Raw genomic sequence first — 19728 nt, 5'->3', positions numbered from 1 at the left:
CCCCGGCATCAGTGCGACGCACGGAGCCTTTCTTTTCGAGCATCGAGCTCGATGTCCACGATCTGTGGCGCATCCCCGTCCTCCAAGAGCGCAACGCTCGCGAATCGATAGACGGTATCGTAGGTTTTCGCTTTGACTACCCAGCCATCCACTTCGGTAATCGCCCCCGATTGCTTGGTCACCAGGAAGGGATGCTGAGTACGTAATTGCGTGAGGGCTTTGGTTGGATCTGTTTCCGTCTTCATAAGGTAATACAGGTACGTCTTAGCCACGGTCGCGCCGCCCGAGTTGCTGACCACCTCATAAACTGAACTGTGGTCGCCGATAGCGGTGGTTCGAACAATGTCGTCCAGGCTGGGCGCCGGGGTCCAATTGATCGCAGACCAGCCGAATTGGCCCACGGCGAGTGCTGCAAGAACTGGGGTGAGCCAGCGTTTAGTGGCCTTGCGAGCGGGCATACTCGATACCTCTCCTTATCCAAGGTCGCGTAGTGTCCGGAGTTCTGCTCATGAGGCGCAAATCTGTTGTTTTTCCACATGTGCAGAACGCAGCACTTACTGCATCCAGCGATCCTGGCTGCGCAACCTCCACCCCACCCACCCCAATGTCACCGCGCGCAACCCCATGAACCCGAGAAACGCCAACCACAACCCGTGGTTGCCGAGCCCGCGCAGGGCGAATGCCTCGGGCAGGGCGATCGCCACCGATACCAGCATCGCATTGCGCATCTCGCGGGCACGTGTGGCGCCGATGAACAGGCCGTCGAGCAGGTAACTCCACACCGCCACCAGCGGCAACAGGGCCAGGTACGGCAGGTACGGGTAAGCGGCTGCGCGCACGCTGGCGATGTTGGTCTGCAGGTCGATGAACAGGTGCCCGCCCAGCAGGAACGCCGCGGCGAACAGCAGGCTGACGATCAGCGACCAGCCGCAGGCTACCACCAACGAGCGGCGCAAGGTGTCGCGCTCGCGCGCGCCTATGGCGTGGCCGCACAGGGCTTCCACGGCATGCGCCAGGCCGTCGAGGGCATAGGCGGTCAGGAGCAGACCATTGAGCAGCAGGGCATTGGCGGCCACCGTCGCCTCGCCCAGGCGCGCGCCCTGCACGGCGATCAGCAGGAATACCAGTTGCAGCGCCAGGCTGCGCAGGAAGATATCGCGATTGACCGACAGCAGCGGTCGCCACGCTTGCCAGCGGGTGAGCGCCGACCAGACGATCCGTCCGGGATGCGCGCGCAGCGCGGGCCGGGTCAGCGCCAGGCCGAGCAGGGCGGCGCTCCATTCGGCGATCACCGAGGCCCGCGCCGAGCCCAGCACGCCCCAGTCCAGGCCGAGCACGAACCACAGGTTCAAGGCGATGTTCAGCACGTTGGTGGTCAACAGGATCGCCAGCGGCGCCCGCGCGTTCTGGGTGCCGAGGAACCAGCCGACCAGGGCGTAGCTGGCCAGCGCCGCCGGCAGGCCGAGCAGGCGCGTATGGAAGAACGTCTCGGTGGCGCTGCCCAGCGCTTGGCTGGGCTGCATCGCGTGCAGCGCCAACTGGCTGAAGGGCAGGGCGAGCAGGCCGACCACCAACGCCAGCGCCAACGCCAGCAGTAACCCCTGCGCCAGCACTTGGCGCAACGCGGCACCGTCGGCGCGCCCGGCGGCCTGGGCGGCGAAGCCGGTCGAGCCCATGCGCAGAAAGCCCATCAGGCCGACCATGAAGGTGAACAGCGTGGCGCCGACGGCGACCGCGCCCAACTGGTGGGCGTGGGGCAGGTGGCCGACGACCGTGCTGTCGACCAGCGCCACCAGCGGCACCGAAACGTTCGACAGGATCATCGGCGCGGCCAGGGCCCAGACCTTGCGGTGGGTCGGGCGGTGCTGCCAGGCGGTGGACAACTGCGACATGGGGATTCCCGGATCTGTGGGGCCTTGGCGGCGCCTGGGTGTATGGCCGGCGCATTGTAGCGGCCCGGCAACCCAATCGTGCGACCGCGGTCTCACTTGCCACTTGTCGAGAGGTCAACGCCTCGACGTTGCGCTATAGTTGCTGCCCTCATCACCCCGCTGCCGAAGAGTTCCCTTTCCATGTTCAACAAAGGATTGTTGCTGGCGTGCGCGCTGGCCTTGCTCAGTGCCTGTGATTCCTCTTCCAAGGACACCCCGGTGCCAGCCGAGAAGCCGGCAGCGACCGCTCCGGCCGAACCCCGCGCAGCCAAGCGTGAGGACCCGGCAGTGCTGGCCAAGCGCTACGCTGATCGCGAACTGGCGGTGCTGGATGTCTCCGAAGTCCAGGTCGACGGCGCCAGCGCCTTGTCGATCAGCTTCTCGGTGCCGTTGGATGCCAACCAGGACTTCGCCGCCAAGGTGCACCTGGTCGACACCGTCAAGGGCAAGCTCGACGGCGCCTGGGAACTCTCCGACAACCAGATGGAGCTGCGCCTGCGCCACCTGGACCCGCAACGCAAGCTGGTGCTGACGGTGGATAAAGGCCTGCTGGCGGTCAACGGCAAGGCGCTGGCCAGCGAGTCGGTCAGCCGCCTGGAAACCCGCGACATGCAGCCCACCGTCGGCTTCGCCAGCCGTGGCTCGCTGTTGCCCACGCGCCTGGCCGAAGGCCTGCCGGTGATCGCGCTGAACGTCGACAAGGTCGATGTCGAGTTCTTCCGCGTCAAGCCCGAGCAACTCTCCAGCTTCCTCGCCAACTGGGGCCGCAACAGCAGCCTGTATGCCTACCAGTCCAAGGAAACCCTGCAGATGGCCGAGTTGGTCTACAGCGGCCGCTTCGACCTCAATCCCGCGCGCAACACCCGCGAAACCGTGCTGCTGCCCATCGCCGGCATCAAGCCGCTGCAAGAGCCGGGCGTGTACCTGGCGGTGATGCGTGCCTCGGGCACCTACGACTATTCGCAGCCCGCCACGCTGTTCACCCTCAGCGACATCGGCCTGTCCGCGCACCGCTACCGTGATCGCCTGGACGTCTTCACCCAGGCGCTGGAAGGGGGCAAGGCGCTGGGCGACGTAACGCTGGAGTTGCACGACGAGAAAGGCAAGCTGCTGGCCCAGGCCAAGACCGACGGCAAGGGCCACGCGCAGTTGCCGATCACCGCCAAGGCCGACACCCTGATCGCCACCCAGGGCGTGCACACCACGTTGCTGCGCCTGACCACCGCCGCGCTGGACCTGGCCGAGTTCGACATCACCGGCCCGCAGGCCAACCCCCTGCAATTCTTCATCTTCGGCCCGCGCGACCTTTACCGTCCGGGTGAAACCGTGCTGCTCAATGGCCTGCTGCGCGATCAGGACGGCAAGCCGGTCAAGGCCCAGCCGATCACGGTCGAAGTGCGCCGTCCCGACGAACAGGTCAGCCGCAAGTTCGTCTGGGAGGCCGACTCGAACGGTCTGTTCCAGTACCAACTGCAGTTGGCGACCGAGGCGCCGACCGGCCGCTGGCAACTGTTGCTGGACCTTGGCGGCGGACGCCAGCAGGTCTATGAGTTCCTCGTCGAGGACTTCCTCCCCGAGCGCCTGGCGCTGGAGCTCAAGGGCAGCAAGACACCGCTGAGCCCTGAAGAGACCGCCCGCATCCAGGTCAACGGCCGCTACCTCTACGGCGCGCCGGCTGCCGGCAACCGCCTCAGCGGCCAGGCCTACCTGCGCCCGCTGCGCGAGGCCGTGCCGGCGCTGCCCGGCTATCAGTTCGGTTCGGTGACCGAAGACGAACTGACCCAGGACCTGGAACTGGACGAAGTCACCCTCGACCAGGCCGGCAAGGCCACGCTGACCATCGAAAGCCGCTGGGCCGAGGCCCGTTCGCCGCTGCAATTGACCGTACAGGCCAGCTTGCAGGAGTCCGGTGGTCGCCCGATCACCCGCCGTCTGGAGCAGCCGATCTGGCCGGCCGAGCGCCTGCCGGGCCTGCGCGGTCTGTTCGACGGCGAGGAAACCGACAGTGACGCCCCGGTGCAGTTCGAAGTGCTGGTCGCCGACCGCGACGGCAAGAAACTGGCCGCCGACGACCTCAAGGTGCGGCTGATCCGCGAGCGCCGCGACTATTACTGGAACTACTCCCAGGACGACGGCTGGAGCTACAACTACAACGAGAAATTCCTCACCCAGAGCGAGGAAACCGTCAGCGTCAAGGCCGGTTCCACCGCCAAGCTGACCTTCCCGGTCGAGTGGGGCCCGTACCGCGTCGAAGTCGAAGACCCGCAGACCGGCCTGGTATCCAGCGAGCGCTTCTGGGCCGGCTACCGCGCCCAGGACAACGCCGAAGGCGGCGCGGTACGTCCCGACCAGGTCAAGCTGGCGCTGGACAAGCCGTCCTATGCCGACGGCGCCACGGCCAAGATCACCGTCACGCCGCCGGCCGCGGGCAGCGGCTACCTGATGATCGAATCCAGCGACGGACCACTGTGGTGGCAGGAAATCGACGTGCCGGCCGAGGGCAAGACCTTCGAGGTCGAGCTGGACAAAAAGTGGGCACGCCACGACCTGTACGTCAGCGCCCTGGTCATCCGCCCTGGCGAGCGCAAGGCCAACGCCACGCCCAAGCGCGCCGTCGGCGTGCTGCACCTGCCGCTCGACCGCGCCGAGCGCAAGCTGGCGGTCAGCTTGCAGGCGCCGGAGAAGATGCGTCCCAAGCAGCCGCTGAGCGTGAAGATCAAAGCCGTCAACGCCGATGACAGCGTGCCCAAGCAGGTGCATGTACTGCTCTCTGCGGTGGACGTGGGCATTCTCAACATCACCGACTTCAAGACCCCCGACCCCTTCGCCAGCCTGTTCGGCCGCAAGGCCTACGGCGCTGACCAACTGGACATCTATGGCCAGTTGATCGAAGCCGGTCAGGGCCGTCTGGCCAGCCTGGCGTTCGGCGGTGACGCCGCCCTGGCCAAGGGCGGCAAGCGCCCGAATACCACGGTCACCATCGTCGCCCAACAGAGCCTGCCGGTGACCCTGGACGACAAGGGCGAAGGTCTGGCCACGGTCGACATCCCCGACTTCAACGGCGAGCTGCGCCTGATGGCGCAGGCCTGGACCGACGAGCACTTCGGCATGGCCGAGGGCAAGACGGTGGTGGCCGCGCCGCTGATCGCCGAGCTGTCGGCGCCGCGCTTCCTGGCCGGCGGCGACCAGACCCGCCTGGCGCTGGACCTGGCCAACCTGTCCGGACGTGCCCAGCAGCTCGACGTGCAGGTCAGCACCGACGGCCAGCTCGACCTCACCGGCCCTGCGCAACAGAGCCTGAGCCTTGCCGAAGGCCAGCGCACCACGCTGATGATCCCGGTGCAGGCCCGTGGCGGCCTGGGCCAGGGCAAGGTGCAGGTGCGCGTCAACGGTCTGCAGTTGCCGGGCGAAAACGCCCAGGGCTTCGAGCGCGAATGGACCGTGGGCGTGCGTCCGGCCTATCCGGCGATGCTCAAGCACTACCGCGTGGCCTTGAAGGACCAGCCCTGGACCCTGCCGGACAACGACCTGGCCCAGTTCGAGTCGTCGGGCCTGGAGGCGACCCTGGCGCTGTCCAGCCGTCCGCCGCTGAACCTCGCCGAGCAGATCCGTGCCCTCGAAGCCTATCCCTATGGCTGCCTGGAGCAGACCACCAGCGGCTTGTACCCCTCGCTCTACGCCGATGCCGACAGCCTCAAGCGCCTGGGCATCAAGGGCGAGCCGGCCGATGTGCGCAAGCGCAAGATCGAGATGGGCATCGAGCACCTGCTCGGCATGCAGCGCTACAACGGCAGCTTCGGTCTGTGGAGTTCGGACAGCGAGGAGGAGTACTGGCTGACGGCGTACGTCACCGACTTCCTCTTGCGCGCCCGCGAGCAGGGCTACGGCGTACCCGCCGAGGCGTTGAAGAAGGCCAATGAGCGTCTGCTGCGTTACTTGCAGGAACGCAACCTGATCGAAGTCGATTACAGCCAGAACGCCGAGCACACCCGCTTCGCCGTGCAGGCCTACGCCGGCCTGGTCCTGGCGCGCAGCCAGCAGGCACCCTTGGGTGCGCTGCGCAGCCTGTTCGAGCGCCGCAGCGATGCCCGCTCCGGTCTGCCACTGGTGCAACTGGCGGTGGCGCTGGACAAGATGGGCGACAAACCGCGTGCCCAGCAAGCCTTGCAGGCGGGCCTGGCCATCGGTCGCGGCAAGGGCTGGCTGGCCGACTACGGCAGCGCCGTACGCGACCAGGCGTTGATCCTCGCCTTGTTGCAAGAGAACAACCTGGCGACCGATCAGGTCGACCAGCGCCTGTTCGCGCTGTCCGACGAGCTGGCCGCCAACCGCTGGTTGTCGACCCAGGAGCGCAACGCGCTGTTCCTCGCCGGTCGCGGGCTGTTGGGCAAGCCGGAAGGCAAGTGGCAAGCGCGCCTGGACAGCGCCGGAGAAGTGCGCGAGTTCGACAACGCCGATTCGGGCATGCTGCTCGACGGCCCGTTGCTGGCCTCGCCGCTGACCGTGCAGAACCAGAGCAGCGACACGCTGTACCAGCAACTGACGCTGTCCGGTTATCCGCGTCAAGCGCCTGCACCCAGCAGCAACGGTCTGCAGATCCGCCGCGAGTACCTGGGTATGAACGGCCAGAATGTCGACCTGCGTAACCTGCGCAGTGGCGACCTGGTGCTGGTGCACCTGGCGCTCAAGGCCCAGGAGTCGGTGCCGGATGCGCTGGTGGTGGACCTGCTGCCGGCGGGCCTGGAGCTGGAAAACCAGAACCTGGCGCAGAGCGCCGCCAGCCTGGACAACGCCAGCAGCGCGGTGAAGGAATGGCGCGAGTCGATGCAGAACGCCAGCGTGGTGCATCAGGAGTACCGCGACGATCGCTATGTCGCGGCGCTCAAGCTCGACGGCTACGGCACCACTCACCTGCTGTATCTGGCGCGGGCGGTGACGCCGGGCAGCTACCGCATCCCGCCACCGCAGGTGGAGTCGATGTACCGGCCTAACCTGCAGGCGGTGGGTGAGAGCCAGGGCGAGATGGTGGTGCGCGGTCGTTGAGACCTGCGCAGTATCGTCAGGCCGCGCTGTAGGCGCTGTGGTTCATCCGCGAACATCGGCATTGCCGATGCCCTCGCGGATGAATGGCATGCCCTCTCAATGAATGATCCAGCTCAACACCCACAGCCCCAGCACCAGCCAAATGATGCCCATCACGATCGACGCCCGCAGGAATGCACGGATCGCCGAATACAGCAGCATCAGCCCGACCACCAGGGCCAGGATGCTGACCAGCGAAGTGTCCATCCCCAAGGTGCGCGAGAGACCGTCGATGAAATTGCCGCCGGCATTGGCCAGCAGGTTGAACAGGCCACTCATGAGGTCGACGATGAATTTGATCACCGCGCCCAGCGCCTGGCCCAGCCACTCGAAAAACCCTTCTACATGCATAGCTGCTTCCTGATGATCGTTCCCAGCCTTTGGCCATCGCCCGAGCGCGTCGGTTCCCGATGCCAGGCGCACGCATAGTGCGCGGGCACACTCGCGCGGGCAAGGTGCTGCGCGTGATGCTGATCGCCAGCCTGCTGATGGCCGCCCTGCTGTGGCTGGCCGACCGTCTGTGGCCGCTGCCCATGCCGGGCGACGACCTGGCGCGGGTGGTGCTCGCCGAGGACGGCACGCCGCTGTGGCGCTTCGCCGACAGCGACGGTGTGTGGCGTTACCCGGTCAGCCCCGAGGAGGTCTCGCCGCTGTACCTGGAGGCGCTGCTGACCTACGAGGACCGTTGGTTCTACGACCATCCGGGGGTCAACCCGCTGGCCCTGGCCCGCGCCGCCTGGCTGAACCTGCGCGGCGGGCGTGTGGTGTCCGGGGGGAGCACCCTGTCGATGCAGGTGGCTCGCCTGCTCGATCCGCACGACCGCACGTTGCCCGGCAAGCTGCGCCAGCTCTGGCGCACGGCGCAGTTGGAGTGGCACCTGTCCAAGCGCGAGATCCTGCAGATCTACCTGGATCGGGCGCCGTTCGGTGGCACCTTGCAAGGCGTCGCTGCCGCCAGTTGGGCCTACCTGGGCAAATCGCCCAAACACCTGACGCCCGCCGAAGCCGCGCTCTTGGCAGTGCTGCCGCAAGCGCCCAGCCGGCTGCGCCCGGACCGCCATCCCGCGCGTGCCCAGCAAGCCCGCGACAAAGTGCTGCAACGCCTGGCCGACTATCAGGTGTGGCCTGCGCAGCGCATCGCCGAGGCGCGTGAGGAACCGCTGCTGCTGGCGCCGCGTCAGGAACCGGCCCTGGCGCCGTTGCTGGCGCGGCGGCTGAACACGCCAGACAGCCCGCCGCTGATCCGCACCACCCTCGACGCCACCTTGCAACGCCGCCTCGAAGACCTGCTGCTGGGCTGGCGCGCGCGTCTGCCCGAGCGCACCTCGGCGGCGATACTGGTGGTCGAGGCGCAGACCATGGCGGTGCGCGCCTACCTCGGCTCCATCGACCTGAGCGACGAGCGGCGCTTCGGTCACGTCGACATGGTCCACGCCTTGCGCTCACCCGGCTCCACCCTCAAGCCCTTCCTCTATGGCCTGGCCATGGACGACGGCCTGATCCACTCCGAGTCGCTGTTGCAAGACGTGCCGCGACGCTACGGCGACTATCGACCCGGCAACTTCTCCATGGGCTTCAGCGGGCCGGTGTCGGCCAGCTCGGCGCTGGCGCTGTCGCTCAACCTGCCGGCCGTGCAGTTGCTCGAGGTTTATGGGCCCAAGCGCTTCGCCGCGAAGCTGCGCATTGGCGGCGTGCCGTTGGTGCTGCCGCCCTTGGCCGAGCCGAACCTGTCACTGATTCTCGGCGGTGCGGGCAGTCGCCTGGAGGACTTGGTCGGTGGCTACGCCGCGCTGGCCCGGCAGGGCCGCAGTGCACGGATCCGCCTGCAACCGCAGGACCCGCTGTTGGAACGGCCGCTGCTGTCGCCAGGCGCGGCCTGGATCGTGCGGCGCATCCTCAGCGGTCAGGCGCGCCCGGACCGCGATCCGCATGCCGAACTGGTGCAGCGCCCGCAACTGGCCTGGAAGACTGGCACCAGCTATGGCTTTCGCGACGCCTGGTCGATTGGCGTCGGCCCGCGCTACCTGATCGGTGTGTGGATCGGCCGTCCCGATGGCACGCCGGTGCCGGGCCAGTTCGGCCTGGCGTCGGCGGCGCCGTTGATGCTGCAGGTGCACGACCTGCTGAGCAACCGCGACCGCCAGCGCGGTATCGCGATGCCGGTGGAGAACGTGCCCGCCAGTGTCGGGGTGGCCGCGATCTGCTGGCCGCTGGGGCAGCCGATGAAGCGCCAGGATCCGCAGTGCCGCCGCCAGCGCTTCGCCTGGACCCTCGACGGCACCACGCCGCCGACCTTGCAGGCGGCCGACCAGCCGTTGGGCCTGGGCCTGCGCGAAACGGTCTGGGTCAATGAGCGCGGCCTGCGCGTCGACGCCCGTTGTACAGGCGCGCAGGCGCAGGACATCGCCCTGTGGCCGGCGCCGCTGGAGCCTTGGTTGCCGCGTGTGGAGCGGCGCAGCGCGCGACTGCCGGCGATCGACCCCAACTGCCCGCCGCAAGTACCGCCCAGCGCGCCACCGTTGTCGATCGTTGGCGTACGCGGCGGCGATCACTTGCGCCGACCGTTGACCAGCCACGAGCCCTTGCAGGTGCAAGTGTCGGCCTTGGGTGGAGCAGGGCGGCGCTGGTGGTTCCTCAATGGCACGCCGCTGGGCGAGACCGAGGGTCAGGACAGCCTGGCCCTGCACCTGGAGCAGCGCGGTCGCATGGAGCTCAGTGCCCTGGACGAGAGCGGCGAGACGGCGCGGGTGGAGTTTCAGGTGGGCGAGTGAAGCCGTGCCTGGCGCCGCTCAGCGCCTGAGCGCCTGTACCGAGACCTTGGGGAACAGGTTGTCCAGCGTTTCCAGCAAGCGGGCGTAGTAGATCGGCTTGCGAAACAGGTCGAGCACTTGCAGACGCAGCAGGTCGCTGACGTCGTTGAGGTCGGCATGCCCGGACATGACGATCACCGGCAGGTGCTGGCGCGCGGTGTGATCGCGCAGACGCTGGATCAAGGCGATGCCGCTCTCTTCGGGCATGCGCAGGTCAGTGATGACCAGGCCCACGTCGGGATAGCGGGTGAGCTGCTGCAACGCGACTTTCACCGAGGTTGCGGTGTGACAGGTGAAACCCTCGTTTTCCAGCAGCTCAGCCAGCTCCAGCAAGGCGTCTTCCTCGTCGTCCACCAAGAGAATCTGCTGGCGTGAGGAAGCGTTCGGCATGATGGACTCCTGGTTGCCGTAGAGAAGGTCGCAAGGCGTCGATCACGCTCACAGGGCTCCTGAGATGGAGGTGAACAGGGCTGTGATCTTGGTCGAGATGGTCGGTACGAACGGCACCAGCACCACCGCGACCATCGCGGCGATCAGCGCATATTCGATACCCGACGCACCGTCCTCGCGGCGGATGAAGTTTTTCAAGTGTAGAAGGATCTGCGGCAATTGCATGGCATCGCTCCCTGCGCCCACGGCGCTGCTGTCAGGACGTGGCGGAATAACGTCCATTTGCCATCACAGGATTGCCAAGCTGACGCAGCCTGCAAATGTAAGAAGGTATTAGCACTAAAGTGCGCATCGCATTCGGGTGAGTTAACTGCCTGTTTTGCAAGCAGATGAATGTGAGTCGAAAAAAAATCCGACCGCCGCTCATGGCGATTGATGGGCGCTGCGCTACCGTGCAATAGCGAAATAGTTCCTTTTTGCTAGCACGGGTCAACTCGCACGGAGGCGGATATGAGCAGTCGCACGACCCTGTTCCTTGCTCTGGCGTTTTTGCTCGCAGCCTTGCTGGCCGGATACTGGGGCCTGATGCTCAGTCGTCCCGCCGAGCTGCCCGAACCGGTCGAAATCACACCCCCAGCGCCAGCCGCTGAAATCGTCTCGGCGCTGTCCGCCCCGGCCGCCGAACCCACCGGATCGCCGATCGTGGTGCTGCGCAGAGCACTGCCTGCCAATACGCCCCTGAGCGAAGACGACGTGCTGCTTGAGCATCTTCAAGTGGTGCCCGCCGGTGCCTTCGAACGTTTCGACCAGGTGCTCGGGCGCAGCAGCGACCGGCCCCTGGCCGCTGGCAGTTGGTTGGCCGAGTCGAGCTTTCAGCGCGGTGGACCCTTGGCGCGGATGATCCGCAGCCACGAACGTGCGGTGACCCTCGGCGTGGACGAGGTGGTGGGCGCGGCTGGGCAACTGGACCCGGGCGACTACGTGGACGTGCTGTTGTACCTGCGTGAGGAAAACCGCAACCCGCAAGCGTCGGCGCAGGTGGTGTTGTCGGCACTGCGCGTGCTCAGCGTCAACGAGCAGGTGGGCCTGGCCAACGACGGTCAGCCCGCGCAGAGCGCCGAGCAGCAACAGGCCCGACGGGAACAGCAAGCGCCACGTGCGGCCAGCACGCGCACCGTGACCCTGGCCGTGCCCGAGGCCCAGGCTAGCCGACTGATGCTTGCCGCCCAGGTCGGCACGTTGCGTCTGGCCGTGCGCAGTGCCGACGAACAGCGCCTGGCGCACTACTGGGCCGATGTCGCGCCAGCGCCCCCCGCACCGTCCGCCGAGCCCCTGCGTTTCGACCAGTTGTCCCGTGCCCCCGCGCCGGCCACGACGGCGCGCGCCGTGGCCCAGGGCATGCAGATCATTCGCGGGGCGAAGACCGCCCACGCCAACCAGACGCCATGACCAGGCAGGATGCAGCGATGCGATGTTCCGAACGCAGTCTCAAACAGGTCGGCACTGTGCTGCTGTTGCTGGCGGCGTTGTCACCACCGGCCCAGGCCGCGCTGTCGGGCTGCGAGGCGGTCAACCGGCTACCGACGGTGATCGAGATCGCACAGGGCCAGCAGCAGGAACTGCGCCTGCCGCTGGTCATCGGCCGGGTCGCGGTGGGCGAGCCGACGGTGGCCGATGTGCAGGCCAGCGGCGAGCGTGCGGTGCTGCTGACCGGCGTCGGCGCGGGCAACACCACCTTGATGCTCTGGACCGCGTGCGCGGCCGCGCCGCACCGGGCGATGCTGTTCGTCAAAGGACGCGCCAGCAGCGACATGGACCCGGCCAGTGTGCTGCCATCCCAGGATGCCCAGTTGCCGAGCCAGGTGCAGGCCGACATTCGCTTCGTCGAGGTGCGCCGCAACAAGTACCAGGAAGCTGGCGCGCGGCTGTTCCTGAATGGGTCCAGCAAGAGCCTGTTCGGCTCGCCCGGCACCGCGCCTGCCGGCACGGCGGTGACGCCTGGCGCGGTGCCCATCGCCCGCCCGGCGATCCCGCTCGACGATGGCGTGTTCAACATCGTCTGGGGCAGCAGCAAGATCCTCGCGGCGATCAACGCCCTGGAAAACAGCGGCTTCGCCTATACCCTGGCGCGCCCCAGCCTGACCGTGCTCAGCGGCATGACCGCCAGCTTCCTGGCCGGCGGCGAGATTCCGGTGCCGGTGCCCAGTGCCGGCAGCGACAACATATCGATCGAATACAAGGAGTTCGGCGTGCGCCTGTCGCTGACGCCGACCGTGGTCAGCCGCGAGCGCATTCTGCTCAAGGTCGCCCCCGAGGTCAGTGACCTGGACTACTCCCGCCCGGTGGTCATCGCCGGCACCCAGGTGCCAGCGCTCAGCGTGCGCCGCACCGACACCAGCATCTCACTGGCCGATGGCGAGAGCTTCATCATCAGCGGCCTGGTGAGCAACAGCACGCGCTCTTCGGTGGACAAGTTGCCGGGCCTGGGCAACCTGCCGATTCTCGGCGCGCTGTTCCGCCAGTCCAGCGTGCAACGCGACGACACCGAACTGCTGATGATCGTCACGCCGCACCTGGTCCAGCCGTTGGCCGCCAATGCACGCCTGCCGGCGTTGCCCGGTGAGACGCTGCGTCGCTACGACCCCAGTTGGGGCCATTTGTTTTTCCAGGAAAAAGGCGACTTTCAAGGACAAGGGGGGTTATCCCGATGAACGACAGCCTCAATCCCACCTACCTGGCCATTACCCGCAATGAAGACGACCTGCACTGGCTGCAGGATGCCCTGGCGCCCCAGGGCCAGGTGATCGGTGCCAGCGCCGGGAGCCTCGACGAGTTGCTGGCGCTGGTCGATGTCACGTTCAGCAACCTGGTGTTCATCGGCCTGGACCGCGAGCAGTTGGTCGCCCAGTGCGCCTTGATCGAAGGCGTGCTGGAAGCCAAGCCGATGCTGGCGATCGTGGTCCTGGGCGATGGCATGGACAATCAGTTGGTGCTGCACGCGATGCGCGCCGGGGCACGCGACTTCGTCGCCTATGGCTCGCGGGCCAGCGAAGTCGCCGGGCTGGTGCGTCGGCTCGGCAAACGCCTGCCGACGGTCACCAACAGCCCGGCCCTGGGCGGCCTGACCGTGCTCTACGGCGCCCAGCGTGGCGCCGACGGTGCGCTGCTGACCAGCCACCTGGCGCGGGTGGTGCAGGACAGCGGCCAGCAGACCCTGCTGCTCGACCTCGGCCTGCCACGCGGTGACAGCCTGGCCTTGCTCGGCCTGGAGGCCTCGTTCCATTTCGGCGATGCGTTGCGCCACCTGCGCCGGCTCGACAGCACCCTGATCGACAGTGCCTTCACCCGCGACAAAGGCGGCCTGCGCCTGCTCGGTCACGCCGAGTACGACGAGCCCCTGGCGCAGACCAGCGCCGCCGAGCTGTACATGCTGCTCAGTGCGTTGCGCCAGCACTTCCAGCACATCGTCGTCAACCTCACCGGGCAGGCCGACAGCGAGGCACTGCGCACCTTGGTCAGTCACTGCGACAAGCTGATCGTCTACACCGACCAGAACATCCTCGACTGCCGTCGCAACCTGGACGTGCTCGACGCCTGGCGCGAGCGCGGCATCAAGCTGGAGCACGCCAGCCTGCTGGTCGATCGCTACCTGCGCAACGTCGCGCCCGACGCCGATGCACTGGCCCGACGCTACGCCCTGCCGCTGCTCAAGGTCATGCCCGACAGCCCCGAGGTGCGCCTGAACGTGAAGAATCAGGGCCTGAGCCTGTTCGAGCTGGCCCCACGGGAAAGCTTGACCCAAGCGCTGCGCGGCCTCGGCGAGCGCCTGGCGCGGCGCTCGGAAACCCTTGCGCCGCCGAGCCTGCTCTGGCTGCGCCGGCTGTGGGGCAGCCGATGAACGGCGACCAGCCCTTTGGCGGTCAACGCCAGGCGGGCGCCGATCCACACGCGCTCAAGCGCGCGCTGCACCGCTTCGTCATCGACGCCATCGAGGACAGCGGCCGCAACCTGCTCGAAGGCGCACGTCCCGCGCTGACCCCCTTCGTGCTCGAACAGGTGGCCGATTACGTCGGCCGTCTGCGCCTGGCGCTGTCGCGCTACGAGATGGAGCGCCTGGCCGAGGAACTGGTGGACGAGCTGACCGGCTTCGGTCCCCTGGAGGTACTGCTGCGCGACCCCAGCGTCACCGAGATTCTGGTCAACGGGCCGCACCGGGTGTTCGTCGAGCGGGCGGGACTGTTGCAGGAAACCGACCTGCGCTTCATCGACGCGCACCATGTCGAGCGGGTCATGCAGCGCATCCTGGCGCCGCTGGGCCGGCGTCTGGACGAGTCCTCGCCGATGGTCGATGCGCGCCTGCCCGATGGCAGCCGGGTCAACGCGATCATCCCGCCCGTGGCCTTGGACGGCCCGTGCCTGTCGATCCGCAAGTTCCGCCAGGACATGCTCAAGAGCGCCGACCTGCTGGCCACCCGCGCCATCGACCAGGCCATCTTCGATTTCTTCGAGCGCGCCGTGGCGCGGCGCTGCAACATTCTGGTCAGTGGCGGCACCGGCACCGGCAAGACCACCTTGCTGAACATCCTCAGCCAGATGATCGCGCCGCGCGAGCGCCTGGTGACCATCGAAGACGTGGCCGAGCTGCAGTTGAATCATGGCCACGTGGTGCGTCTGGAAACCCGTCCGCCGAATGCCGAAGGCCATGGCGAGATCAAGCCCAGCGAACTGATCCGCAACGCCCTGCGCATGCGCCCGGACCGCATCATCCTCGGCGAGATTCGCGGCGCCGAGGTGCTCGATGTGCTCACGGCGATGAACACCGGGCATGACGGTTCGATGAGCACGGTGCACGCCAACAACGCCCAGGACGCGTTGTTGCGCCTGGAGACGCTGGTGGGGCTGAGTGGTCGGCAGATCGCCGAAAAGACCTTGCGGCAAATGATCTGCGCGGCCCTGGACGTGGTCATCCAACTGACCCGCCTGCCCGATGGACGACGCTGCGTCAGCGAGGTGCTGGAAGTGGTCGGGGTACGTGAAGACGTGTACGTGACCAACACCTTGTTTCGCCTCGACCGACGTGGCACCGACACCTTCCTGCGCGAGGCCCTCAATCCGGCGGGCAGCAAGTTGCGCCAGGACGGCGTGCTGTGATCGGCCCGCTGCTGCTGACCCTGGCCCCGGCGTTGCTCGGCGCCGCCGTGCTGCTGCTGCGCCAGGTGCGCTACAAACGTGGCGAGGAACGCGCCCTGCGTCGCCTGGGACGCGCCTGGCAAGCGCAGAGCGGCACAACGCGGCGCGACTGGCTCGAGCCGAGGCTGCAGCGCGCCGGGCTCGGCGCTGCCGAATGGCCCGTGCGACGGATACTGTCGCTGTGGCTGGGACTGGCCCTGCTGGCCGCGCTGATGATCCGCTGGCAGGTCGCGCTGCTGCTGTTGCTGGGCCTGCCCTTGGCCGGTTATCTGTACCTGGGCTGGCGCGCGCGTCGGCGCATGCGTCAGCTCATCGAACAACTGCCCGGCCTGCTCGATGCCAGCGTCCGCAGCCTGAAGGCCGGACGAACCCTCAGCGATGCAGTGCTCGGCGGCATCGAGGGCACCCGTGAACCGCTGCACTCGACCCTGAGCAAAGTCCGGCGCAGCGTGCAACTGGGTGTGCCGCTGGACGATGCGCTGAGCGAGCTGGCCGAGCTGTACGACCAGGACGAGTTGCGGCTGTTCGCCCTGGGCCTGCGCATCAACCAGCGCCATGGCGGCAACGCCAGCGAGCTGATGGAGAACCTGATCCGCATGATCCGCGAGCGTGAGCAGGGTATCCGCCAGCTCAAGGCGATGACCGGCGAAACCCGCGTCACGGCGTGGGTGCTCGGTGCCCTGCCGCTGTTCATGGTCGGCTATTTCCTGGTGGTCAACCCGGCCTACTTGATGCAGCTCTGGCACGACACCAGCGGGCAAATGATGTTGTTGCTGGCGTTCGCCTTGCAGACGCTGGGCTGTGTGGTGCTGTGGCGCATGATGAGGAGCCTGTGACATGGCCTGGCTGATCTGCGCGTTGTGCCTGCTGATCGCCGCCGCGCTGCTGGGCCTGCAGGCCAGCCGTCAATTGCAGGCGCGCCATCGGGTCGGCCGCCGCCTGCAGGGGCGACTGGGGCGCGAACAGCGCCTGGGCGATCTGCTTCACGCCCTGGGCAGCAGTGGCCTTGGTCAGCGCCTGCAACGCCTGGATGGCGAAAGCCAAGGGTTGCTCGACCGCATCGGCTGGCGCCGCAGTCGCCAGCGTGCACTGTTCGCGGCCGCGCAGTTGGGCCTGCCGTTGCTGGCACTGGGGCTGGCCTTGCTACTGCAGCACGCGCTGCTGGGTGAGCAGACCCCGCACTGGCCGGTGCTGCCGCTGTGTGCATTGGTGCTGGGCTATCTGCTGCCCAAGCGGGTGCTGGCGTGGGCCGCTGCACGGCGGCAGCGCCGCATCGCCGAGGAGGTCAGCCAGATGATTGCGCTGCTGCGCATCCTCTTCGAGACCGGCTTGGCCGTGGAGCAGGCGCTGCGTGTGCTCAGCGTAGAGGGACGCGGCCTGCTTCCGGAACTCAGCGAGGAACTGCGGCAGTTGTTGCAACGGGTGGATTCCGGCATGGCGCTGGGCGCGGAACTGGACAAAAGCGCGCGACTGCTGGCGGTGGACGAGTTCACCGATACCTGTGTGATTCTCCAGCAACTGCTGGTGCAGGGCAGTGGCGCGATGAAGTCGTTGCAGGCGCTCAAGACCTTGCTCGACGACAGGCACCTGACGGGCTTGCAGGAGCGTGTGTCGAAGATGTCGGCAAAAATGTCGGCGGTGATGATGCTGTTCCTGTTCCCGGCCTTGCTGATCGTGCTGGCCGGGCCGGGTTTTTCCGCGTTGGCGCGGGCTTTGGGAAGCTAGCTTTGTTTGAAAAGTCTTGAGACGAAGGTCAGGCAAGGCGAAAACCGCCGAGGAACGGTCGGAGTCGCGCTCGACTTTACGAGTTGTAAATGAGCATTCCGACCGGGCTGGCGATCCAGGCGGTTTTCAACGCAGCATCACCGAGTATCAAGGCTTTTCAGACGAAGCTTAGGGAGAGGCGATGAAAGCGATGCTAGTGTGGAGTTGCCTGGTGCTGCTGGGCGGGTGCGCGGCGCAACCGTCGCCAGGACTGGGCACGTTGTTCGGCGCTGGCGCATGCGCCAAACCTGACGCTGACCAGCAACTGGCGCTGAACTTGGCCGACGAGATGCTCAACGAAGGACGGCCCCACGCCGGCCTGGCGCACCTGGAGCAGTTGCCCGAGCGCCTCGATCCGGTTCGCCTGCGCAAGGCGCAGGTCTCGCGGCTGCTCGGGCGCAGCGAGGCCGAGCCCTTGTACCGCAGTCTGCTCGGCGGCTGTCTGGCCGCCCAGGGCGAGCACGGCCTGGGGCAGTTGGCGGCGGCCCGTGGCGATGACCTGCTGGCCTTGCAGCATTTGCAGCGCGCCGTGCGCCTGGCGCCGACCGATGAGCGGGTGCGCAACGACCTGGGCGTGGTGCTGATGAACCTGGGACGCTTCGAGCCGGCGCGCTTCGAACTGCTCACCGCCCTCGAACTGCAAGACGACCAGCGCCTGCCGGCGATCAACCTGGTGACGCTGGCGTTGGTGCAGGACGACTGGCAGCAAGCCAGCGATCTGGTGAGTCGTCTGCGCCTGGGGCCGGAGCAGTTTGCCGAGGCCCAGGCGAGGGCACGGCAGGTCAAGTCGAGCGGGCGCGGTTCGCTCGCCGCGGCCAAGACCGCAGCTGACGTGGTCAACTGAGCGGTCGAGGAGGCGGAATGATCAGATACCTTGTGCTGCTCATCGGCAGTGTCGGTCTGGGCGTGGTGCTGGCGCAGGAACGGCCGCCAGCACCTGCCACCGAGACCGCCGCCGAAGCCTGGCTGCGCGTCCAGGCCAGTGGTGCGCAGGCTTCACCGCGCGACCAGGCGCAGACCGCGCAGGAGCGCGAGCGCGCCCTGCAGCGTTGGTTGGACAGCTACAAGCACCCCATTCCTCAGTACCTGCGCCGGCCCAGTGCGAAGACGGCGGACAACTGATGACGCCGGCTAATGGGCCGTGAAGCGCTGGTGCAACGGTGAAGCACTGGGCGCCAGGGCCAGCGCCAGTTGCGTGCGGTTATGCAGCCGAGTCAGACGCAGCACCTGCGACACGTAGAGTTTCACCGTGTTTTCGGTGATCCCCAGCTCGCAGGCGATCTGGTAATTGGTCTTGCCCTGGCTGACCAACAGGGCCACCTCCAACTGGCGCGGTGACAGCTTCTCGAATAGCGGCGGTAACTCGCCCGGCGCGTCCTCGACATCGTCGGCACGCCGGTGGGCGCCCTGGCCACGGGCCTTTTCCAGATCCTGATACAGCGTGTCGATGGACTCGGCGAGTTCTTGCAGGCGCTGGTTGAGGTTGCCCAACTGCTGGACGTTGCTGCGCCGCTCCAGCAAGGCCTGCTCCCCGCGTCGCAGGCCCTCGAGCAATTCGGCCATGTCCATGGGTTTCTGGTAGTAGTCGGAGAAGCCCTCGCGCAAGGCGCGGATCACATCCTGCTTGTCGGCGTGGCCGGTCAGCATGATCGCTTCGAATGGCCGCTGCTCGCCTGCGATGAGTTTGAGTGCTCGGACCAGCTCCACACCGTCCTGATCGGGCATGTGCAGGTCACACACCACCAGGCCAATGGCTTCGTCGGCCGCGTAGCGCTCAAGGGCTTGGGCGGTGGAGTTCGCCGGCACGCACCCATAGCCTGCGCTCTCGAAGTACTCGCACAACTCCTCGACGATCATCGGTTGATCGTCGACCACCAACACTTTCACTTCACTTGCGCCTTTGTTCACGTTCAACTCCCTGTTGGTACGGATACCGCTCCGTGGCCATACCGGCCGACAACACGCGTGATGCCTTGCAGACACGCCAATTTCGCGCCGCAGGAGTTTGGACCGCACGGTCATTTATTGGATCCATACAGATGTCAGGAGAAAGCCCGACAGCACATAGGGCGCGAAGGGTTGCTTGTCACCCATTTGTTCGGCCAGGTGCTGCAGGCGCTTTTTCACCTTGGGATTGGCCAGCGTCCACAACCGCCGACGGCAGATCAACCACACCAGGACGCTCACCCCTGCGCCGATGAAGGTGCCGAGCACGTACTGCTGACTGGTGGCCAGGGCCAGGGCCCCGAGCAACTTGACGTCGGCGGCGCCAAAGCGGCCGAGCCAGTAGCCGGGCAAGGTCAGCAGCATCACGATGGCCAACGCCCAGCCGGCATCGCTGGCCTCTGCGCCGATCCAGCTCTGCCCGGTCACGAACAGCCACACCAGTGCACACGCGGCCACACCCAGGGTCAGGCTGTTGGAAATCTGTCGTTGGCGAACATCTTGTTCGGTGCACAAGGCAAGCCACATCAGAAGAACAATGCTGTGCATTTGGCAAATGGCCATCCATCTTCGTTGAACGGGTTCTATGCTGTCATTCAGGAATCATAGTCAGGGTA

At 66.8% G+C, this 19728-nt stretch carries 17 protein-coding genes; 10 read left to right on the top strand and 7 right to left on the bottom strand.

Annotation, left to right across the window (positions count from 1 at the left end):
- Positions 1 to 8: 8 nt before the first annotated feature.
- Positions 9 to 458, bottom strand: a complete 450-nt coding sequence (locus Q7C30_RS00910; protein ID WP_295481613.1) for a hypothetical protein — start codon at positions 456 to 458, stop codon at positions 9 to 11.
- 96 nt (positions 459 to 554) lie between these two features.
- Positions 555 to 1892: an MATE family efflux transporter gene (locus Q7C30_RS00905; RefSeq protein WP_317870310.1), complete on the bottom strand. Its 1338-nt coding sequence runs from the start codon at positions 1890 to 1892 to the stop codon at positions 555 to 557.
- A 180-nt stretch (positions 1893 to 2072) separates the two neighbouring features.
- On the opposite strand from Q7C30_RS00905, the gene Q7C30_RS00900 reads away from it, so the two are divergent.
- Entirely contained in the window at positions 2073 to 6974 is a 4902-nt protein-coding gene (locus Q7C30_RS00900) for an alpha-2-macroglobulin (RefSeq protein ID WP_317870308.1), read from the top strand.
- Between the two features lie 96 nt (positions 6975 to 7070).
- Here Q7C30_RS00900 and Q7C30_RS00895 read toward each other — a convergent pair whose 3' ends face one another.
- Positions 7071 to 7364, bottom strand: a complete 294-nt coding sequence (locus Q7C30_RS00895) for a hypothetical protein (RefSeq protein ID WP_039582982.1) — start codon at positions 7362 to 7364, stop codon at positions 7071 to 7073.
- 59 nt (positions 7365 to 7423) lie between these two features.
- Here Q7C30_RS00895 and pbpC point away from each other — a divergent pair, with 59 nt between their 5' ends.
- The gene (gene pbpC, locus Q7C30_RS00890) at positions 7424 to 9784 is read left to right on the top strand and encodes a peptidoglycan glycosyltransferase PbpC (protein WP_317870307.1); all 2361 of its coding nucleotides are present in this window, start codon (positions 7424 to 7426) and stop codon (positions 9782 to 9784) included.
- 18 nt (positions 9785 to 9802) lie between these two features.
- Here the strand turns inward: pbpC and Q7C30_RS00885 are convergent, their stop codons facing one another.
- A complete protein-coding gene (locus tag Q7C30_RS00885; RefSeq protein ID WP_029613639.1) occupies positions 9803 to 10213 on the bottom strand; it encodes a response regulator in 411 nt (136 codons plus the stop codon).
- Positions 10214 to 10261: 48 nt separating this feature from the next.
- Entirely contained in the window at positions 10262 to 10438 is a 177-nt protein-coding gene (locus Q7C30_RS00880; protein WP_317870305.1) for a Flp family type IVb pilin, read from the bottom strand.
- Between the two features lie 285 nt (positions 10439 to 10723).
- Between Q7C30_RS00880 and cpaB the strand changes: the two genes are divergently transcribed.
- The 8 genes from cpaB (at position 10724) to Q7C30_RS00840 (ending at position 18289) form a co-directional block, all read left to right on the top strand.
- The gene (gene cpaB / locus Q7C30_RS00875; RefSeq protein WP_317870304.1) at positions 10724 to 11662 is read left to right on the top strand and encodes a Flp pilus assembly protein CpaB; all 939 of its coding nucleotides are present in this window, start codon (positions 10724 to 10726) and stop codon (positions 11660 to 11662) included.
- A 17-nt stretch (positions 11663 to 11679) separates the two neighbouring features.
- Positions 11680 to 12924 carry a type II and III secretion system protein family protein gene (locus tag Q7C30_RS00870; protein ID WP_317870303.1) on the top strand — a complete coding sequence of 415 codons (1245 nt, stop codon included), beginning with the start codon at positions 11680 to 11682 and terminating at the stop codon, positions 12922 to 12924.
- Positions 12921 to 14111 carry a pilus assembly protein gene (locus Q7C30_RS00865; RefSeq protein ID WP_317870302.1) on the top strand — a complete coding sequence of 397 codons (1191 nt, stop codon included), beginning with the start codon at positions 12921 to 12923 and terminating at the stop codon, positions 14109 to 14111. The genes Q7C30_RS00870 and Q7C30_RS00865 overlap by 4 nt, the downstream gene beginning before the upstream one ends.
- Positions 14108 to 15364 (top strand): CpaF family protein, encoded by a 1257-nt coding sequence (locus tag Q7C30_RS00860; protein ID WP_317870301.1) that lies wholly within the window; start codon positions 14108 to 14110, stop codon positions 15362 to 15364. The genes Q7C30_RS00865 and Q7C30_RS00860 overlap by 4 nt, the downstream gene beginning before the upstream one ends.
- Complete coding sequence (locus Q7C30_RS00855; RefSeq protein ID WP_317870300.1) at positions 15361 to 16239, top strand: type II secretion system F family protein; 879 nt, start codon at positions 15361 to 15363, stop codon at positions 16237 to 16239. Before Q7C30_RS00860 ends, Q7C30_RS00855 begins: the two co-directional genes overlap by 4 nt.
- Position 16240: 1 nt before the next feature.
- On the top strand, positions 16241 to 17128 hold the full coding sequence (locus tag Q7C30_RS00850) for a type II secretion system F family protein (protein WP_317870299.1): 888 nt from the start codon (positions 16241 to 16243) through the stop codon (positions 17126 to 17128).
- Positions 17129 to 17309: 181 nt separating this feature from the next.
- Positions 17310 to 18011 (top strand): tetratricopeptide repeat protein, encoded by a 702-nt coding sequence (locus Q7C30_RS00845; RefSeq protein ID WP_317870298.1) that lies wholly within the window; start codon positions 17310 to 17312, stop codon positions 18009 to 18011.
- A 17-nt stretch (positions 18012 to 18028) separates the two neighbouring features.
- On the top strand, positions 18029 to 18289 hold the full coding sequence (locus tag Q7C30_RS00840; RefSeq protein ID WP_317870297.1) for a DUF3613 domain-containing protein: 261 nt from the start codon (positions 18029 to 18031) through the stop codon (positions 18287 to 18289).
- 9 nt (positions 18290 to 18298) lie between these two features.
- Here Q7C30_RS00840 and Q7C30_RS00835 read toward each other — a convergent pair whose 3' ends face one another.
- Together Q7C30_RS00835 and Q7C30_RS00830 are read right to left on the bottom strand one after the other, a co-directional pair.
- Positions 18299 to 19075, bottom strand: coding sequence for a response regulator transcription factor (locus tag Q7C30_RS00835; protein ID WP_317870296.1), 777 nt, complete (start codon positions 19073 to 19075; stop codon positions 18299 to 18301).
- 114 nt (positions 19076 to 19189) lie between these two features.
- Positions 19190 to 19660 carry an A24 family peptidase gene (locus Q7C30_RS00830; protein ID WP_317870295.1) on the bottom strand — a complete coding sequence of 157 codons (471 nt, stop codon included), beginning with the start codon at positions 19658 to 19660 and terminating at the stop codon, positions 19190 to 19192.
- Positions 19661 to 19728: the final 68 nt, after the last annotated feature.

This window comes from Pseudomonas sp. RAC1, assembly GCF_030658255.1.
Classification (GTDB): Bacteria; Pseudomonadota; Gammaproteobacteria; order Pseudomonadales; family Pseudomonadaceae; genus Aquipseudomonas; species Aquipseudomonas boreofloridensis.
This window is presented reverse-complemented; position numbering and strand designations above follow the sequence as displayed.

What these genes read in the sequence shown, in the direction of transcription:
- Q7C30_RS00910 (WP_295481613.1), bottom strand. Translation starts at nt 458, where the DNA reads ATGCCCGCTCGCAAGGCCACTAAACGCTGGCTCACCCCAGTTCTTGCA.
- Q7C30_RS00905 (WP_317870310.1), bottom strand. Translation starts at nt 1,892, where the DNA reads ATGTCGCAGTTGTCCACCGCCTGGCAGCACCGCCCGACCCACCGCAAG.
- Q7C30_RS00900 (WP_317870308.1), top strand. Translation starts at nt 2,073, where the DNA reads ATGTTCAACAAAGGATTGTTGCTGGCGTGCGCGCTGGCCTTGCTCAGT.
- Q7C30_RS00895 (WP_039582982.1), bottom strand. Translation starts at nt 7,364, where the DNA reads ATGCATGTAGAAGGGTTTTTCGAGTGGCTGGGCCAGGCGCTGGGCGCG.
- pbpC (WP_317870307.1), top strand. Translation starts at nt 7,424, where the DNA reads ATGCCAGGCGCACGCATAGTGCGCGGGCACACTCGCGCGGGCAAGGTG.
- Q7C30_RS00885 (WP_029613639.1), bottom strand. Translation starts at nt 10,213, where the DNA reads ATGCCGAACGCTTCCTCACGCCAGCAGATTCTCTTGGTGGACGACGAG.
- Q7C30_RS00880 (WP_317870305.1), bottom strand. Translation starts at nt 10,438, where the DNA reads ATGCAATTGCCGCAGATCCTTCTACACTTGAAAAACTTCATCCGCCGC.
- cpaB (WP_317870304.1), top strand. Translation starts at nt 10,724, where the DNA reads ATGAGCAGTCGCACGACCCTGTTCCTTGCTCTGGCGTTTTTGCTCGCA.
- Q7C30_RS00870 (WP_317870303.1), top strand. Translation starts at nt 11,680, where the DNA reads ATGCGATGTTCCGAACGCAGTCTCAAACAGGTCGGCACTGTGCTGCTG.
- Q7C30_RS00865 (WP_317870302.1), top strand. Translation starts at nt 12,921, where the DNA reads ATGAACGACAGCCTCAATCCCACCTACCTGGCCATTACCCGCAATGAA.
- Q7C30_RS00860 (WP_317870301.1), top strand. Translation starts at nt 14,108, where the DNA reads ATGAACGGCGACCAGCCCTTTGGCGGTCAACGCCAGGCGGGCGCCGAT.
- Q7C30_RS00850 (WP_317870299.1), top strand. Translation starts at nt 16,241, where the DNA reads ATGGCCTGGCTGATCTGCGCGTTGTGCCTGCTGATCGCCGCCGCGCTG.
- Q7C30_RS00845 (WP_317870298.1), top strand. Translation starts at nt 17,310, where the DNA reads ATGAAAGCGATGCTAGTGTGGAGTTGCCTGGTGCTGCTGGGCGGGTGC.
- Q7C30_RS00840 (WP_317870297.1), top strand. Translation starts at nt 18,029, where the DNA reads ATGATCAGATACCTTGTGCTGCTCATCGGCAGTGTCGGTCTGGGCGTG.
- Q7C30_RS00830 (WP_317870295.1), bottom strand. Translation starts at nt 19,660, where the DNA reads ATGCACAGCATTGTTCTTCTGATGTGGCTTGCCTTGTGCACCGAACAA.